The organism is Mesorhizobium sp. M1E.F.Ca.ET.063.01.1.1, from assembly GCF_003998155.1.
GTDB lineage: Bacteria > Pseudomonadota > Alphaproteobacteria > Rhizobiales > Rhizobiaceae > Mesorhizobium.
Genome location: NZ_RZSC01001156.1, coordinates 1 through 1266, shown reverse-complemented (window position 1 = coordinate 1266; position 1266 = coordinate 1). Strand labels below are relative to the sequence as shown.

General features: G+C 67.2%; 1 protein-coding gene. It reads right to left on the bottom strand.

What is annotated here, in order from left to right; translation table 11 throughout:
• Positions 1–1091 (bottom strand): alpha-amylase family glycosyl hydrolase (locus EOA29_RS36855; protein ID WP_245468743.1); only part of this gene is annotated, 1091 nt, incomplete at its 3' end.
• Positions 1092–1266 lie beyond the last annotated feature (175 nt).

Sequence of the window (1266 nt, the reverse complement as noted above, 5' to 3'; positions counted from 1 at the left end):
CCGACGTCCCAGGGCTCGGCGATCAGCACCCGGTCGGCGAGCAGGGGATCGCCAGCGATGGCCTGGAGCAGCGGCGCGTCCGGATCGAACGTGCCGTCGACGCGGCCGAGCACTGGCGCCAGGTCGAAGCGGAAACCGTCGACGCCCGCGAAGCGTACGAAATGGCGGAGCGTGTCGAGCACCATTTCCCGCACGACCGGATGGTCGCAGGCGACCGTGTTGCCGGTGCCGGTGTCGTTGGCCAGTCGGCCGTCCGGCAGATGCTTGTAATAGGCCTGCGCGTCGAGCCCGCGCAGCGACAGCGTCGGGCCGAGCCGGTCGCTCTCGCCGGTGTGGTTGAAGACGAGGTCGAGGATGGTGCCGATGCCGGCCTCGCGCAGCGCCGCGACCGTGTCGCGCAATTCCATAAGGCCGCCGGGCGCCAGGCGCGGGTCGAGCGCCATGAAGGTGACGGGGTTGTAGCCCCAGACGTTGCTCAGCCCGAGCGGCGGAAGGTGCCGCTCGTCGATCGACGCCGTGACCGGCATCAACTCGACCGCGGAGACGCCGAGACGCTTCAGATGTTCGATGATGGCAGGATGGGCAAGCGCCGCGACGGTGCCGCGCTGCGCTTCGGGAACATCCGGATGCAGCTTGGTGAAGGAGCGGACGTTGAGTTCATAGATGAGGCCGCCGGGCTGGAACAGCGGTGGCTTCGAAGCCAGCGGCTTGGGCAGCGGACGCGCTATCGTCTTCGGCATCAGTGGGGCGGTGTCGACACCTTCGCTGCGTTTGGCTGCAAGCCGCCAGTGGTACTGATAGGGCCGGTCGATCTCGACGGCGTAGGGATCGCTCAGCAGCTTGTCCGGATCGAACCAGAGGCCGCTTTCGGGTGCATAGTCGCCGTCGGCGCGAAAACCGTAACGGGTGTCCGATGCGAGGCCGGAGACAAAGAGCGCATGAACGCCCTCGCCTTCCGGCTTCAGCTCCGGCCTCTCGACCTCGTGCGTGCCGCTGTCATCGAAGATCGAGACCCACAGGCGTCTCGCCGACGACGACCATGCGGCGAAGCGAATGCCTTCGCTGGTAACGGTTGCGCCGAGGTGAATCATGGGCGCGCCTTCCCTTCTCCCCTTGTGGGAGAAGGTGGATCGGCGCGCAGCACCGAGACGGATGAGGGGTGTTGGACGAAGTGAGGCGTCGGTGTTCTGGGCGCCGGTCTGCGCCAAGCTGGAGCACCCCTCATCCGTCCGAGCTTCGCTCGGCCACCTTCTCCCACAAGGGGAG